The following is a 3,018-nucleotide window of genomic DNA, read 5'->3' on the forward strand; positions in this document are numbered from 1 at the left end:
AGCCACCGGCGATCACGCTCAACGGGCTCGCCGCCGAAACCACAAAGAAAATGATGAAGCCCACGCCCAGGGCGCCACGCTTGAGCTCCGTGGAGCTGTTGACCGGGATAGATACACTCATTTTTTTGACCTTATTGTATGAGGCAGTCGCTGTTGGATTGGGCCCGATCAAACGGCATCGGTGCCCTCTGGCGTTGTTGTTTTGGTTGCACGCTGAATTTGATCCTATGCCCGCCCCTGAGCCGCTCGCTATCCCAAATCGGTAGCATCCGAAGCGCCGCCCCAAAACAGGTCAAGCCACCCATGGCGTGCCCACAGCGTTTGCCGATTCGGGATAGCCGCTTATCGCGTCCCGCCGCATGCTCGCGTCACCCCGCCCTTCTCCCGGATGCCTTGCGTAGGAACCTCAGCCATGCGTTCAATTCACCTCACCCTCCAATGGCGCATCACCCTGCTGAGCGGGCTGTGCCTGCTGGTGGTGGTCGGCGCGCTGATCGGTGCCGGCCTGTACCAGAATCAACAGAGCGCCGATCTGCTCAAGCAGCAGAGCAGTCACCTGCTGGGGCAAGCCGCCGAGGCGCGCCTGCAGGCCCAGGCCGTTGCCCATGGCCAACACGTGGAGCGCTTTTTCAATGACAGCGCCCTGGTAGGCGAAGGGTTCGCCGAGCAGGTACTGCAACTGCGCGAGCAAACCCTCGAGGGCCGCCTCAGCGCCGCGCAATTGCGCGAAGCGCTGGTCAGCGTGACCCGCCAGGCCCTGCTCAAACAGCAGCACGTGCTCGGCCTGTACGTGGTGCTGTTGCCTGGCGCGCTGGCCGGCGCAGACGCCGAGTTTGTCGGGCAACGCGCCCTGGCCGGCAATGAAACCGGGCGCTTTGCGTTGTACTGGTCACAGAGCCTGCCGGGGCAGCTGGTGCAGGATGTGCTGACCGAAGAACAGATCACCGCCAACCATGCGCTCCCCGGCGCCGACCCGGACACCGATTGGTACCGCTGCCCCCAGACGCAACGGCGCACCTGCGTGGTGGAGCCCTACACCAGCCAAGTGGAAGGTCGCGATGTACTGATGAGCAGTATTTCCGTGCCGCTGATCGCCAACGGCCAGGTACTCGGCGTGGTCGGCATGGACGTCAGCCTCGACACCCTGCAAAAGCTCGCCGCCCAGTTGGGCCAGGATTTGTATTCGGGCGCCGGCGAAGTGAGCATCCTGTCGCCCGCCGGCCAGATCGCAGGACGCAGCGGCGCCGTCGCGGGGGACACTGTCGATATCCGCCAGCCCCTGCAGGTGGTGGACGGCAACCCCGGCTGGCACCTGCAAATCAAAGTGCCGCAAGCCCTGGTGCAGGCTCCCGCCCGGCAGATGCAAAGCGAGCTGGACAGCAAAAGCCGCGCCGCCAACGGTTTCAACCTTGGCCTGGGCCTGCTCGCCAGCGGCCTGGGTATGCTGCTGATCTGGGTGACCGCCTACGGCGTGACACGCCCACTGCTCAAGATGGTCGAATTGCTGGATGCCATCGTTGAAGGCGACGGCGACCTCACCCAACGCTTGCCCGCCGGGCGGCGCGACGAACTGGGCAGGCTGGCCGGTGGCTTCAACCGTTTCCTGGACACCTTGCAACCGATGATTCGCGCCATTCAAACCGCCGCCCGCGACACCCGGGACAGCGCCGACACCTCCTCGGGGGTTGCCCGCGACGTCAGCACCGGCATGCAACGCCAGTACCGCGAAGTGGAGCTGGCGGCCACCGCCCTGCATGAAATGAGCGCCAGTGCCCAGGAGGTGGCGCGCCACTCCCACAGCGCCGCCGATGCCGCCACCGCCGCCGAAAGCGCGAGCCGATCAGGCCAGGCGGTGTTCGCCACAGCCGAGCGCAGCATCGAGGCGCTCGATCAGCGCCTGGACGCCACGCTCCAGCAAGTCACCGCCCTCGCCGACAGCAGCCGCCAGATCGGCCAGGTGCTGGATGTCATCAGCAGCATTGCGCAGCAGACCAACCTGCTGGCGTTGAACGCCGCCATCGAGGCCGCCCGGGCCGGCGAGCAAGGGCGGGGTTTCGCGGTGGTGGCCGATGAGGTCAGGCACTTGGCGAGCAACACCCAGCGCTCGGTGGAACAGGTACGCACGGTGATCGAAACGCTGCAACAGCTGAGTGAGGACGTGGTGCACAGCACCCAACTGAGCCGTGATCAAGCCAGCGGCAGCGTGGTCCAGGTGCAACAGACCCGCGCCGCGCTGGCGGGTATTTCCCAGGCCGTGGACGTGATCGAACAGATGAACCAACAGATTGCCAGCGCGGCCCTGGAGCAAAGCACAGTGGTGGACGACATCAGCCACCGGGTCAGCGATATCCGAGGCATCAGCGAAACCCTCAGCCAGCGCATGCACGAGGCCGCGAAGGCCAGTGATGCACTGCGCGAAATGGCCAGTCACCAGCAGCAGCTGGTGGGCCATTTCCGTGTTTGACGGGGGAGGAGCCAGCCGCAGGGCACGCCTTAGAGCTTGTGGCTGCCCAACGCCCGGAAGCGTTCCGGCGACGCCTTGCGCAAGCGGGCCGCCAGGTACACACCGCCCAGCAGGGCCAGGGGAATGATTGCGCAGAGGCCATAGGACAGGAGCTGGCTGGCCCCGGTCAGCACATCGAAGTGCACCACCGCCAGCGCCAGCACTGCGAACAGGGCCAGGCAGGAGAAACCGGGGAAAATCCGTGCACGCCAGATCCCCACCTTGAGTTCGGGATGGCGCCGGAAGAACGCCAACACCGCGACGGAAGTCAGCGCCATCAGCAAGATCACGCACAACGTGGCCAGGTTCGACAGCCAGGCGAACAATTGCAGGATCGGGTCGGCATCCATCGCAGCAAAAATCAGCACCACCACTGCGGAAATCAGACTCTGCAAGGCCGAGCCCATGTGCGGGCTCTGGTGCACGCGATGGGTGGTGCCCAGCAGGCTGTGCAGCAACCCATCGCGGCCAATCGCATAGAAGTAACGCGCGGCGGCGTTGTGGAACGCCAGCAG

At 65.2% G+C, this 3,018-nt stretch carries 1 protein-coding gene and 2 pseudogenes; 2 read left to right on the forward strand and 1 reads right to left on the reverse strand.

From position 1 onward, the window contains the following. Positions 1 to 412 precede the first annotated feature (412 nt). Together BM026_RS29750 and BM026_RS29755 are read left to right on the forward strand one after the other, a co-directional pair. A pseudogene (locus BM026_RS29750) lies at positions 413 to 1,606 on the forward strand (HAMP domain-containing protein); the annotation flags it as partial. 318 nt (positions 1,607 to 1,924) lie between these two features. Then, positions 1,925 to 2,464, forward strand: a pseudogene (locus tag BM026_RS29755) (methyl-accepting chemotaxis protein); the annotation flags it as partial. 29 nt (positions 2,465 to 2,493) lie between these two features. Here BM026_RS29755 and BM026_RS28775 read toward each other — a convergent pair. Then, on the reverse strand, positions 2,494 to 3,018 hold a 525-nt coding region (locus BM026_RS28775), incomplete at its 5' end, for an amino acid permease (RefSeq protein WP_139217594.1).

The sequence above is a fragment of the Pseudomonas sp. NFPP24 genome (assembly GCF_900112095.1).
Classification (GTDB): domain Bacteria; phylum Pseudomonadota; class Gammaproteobacteria; order Pseudomonadales; family Pseudomonadaceae; genus Aquipseudomonas; species Aquipseudomonas extremorientalis.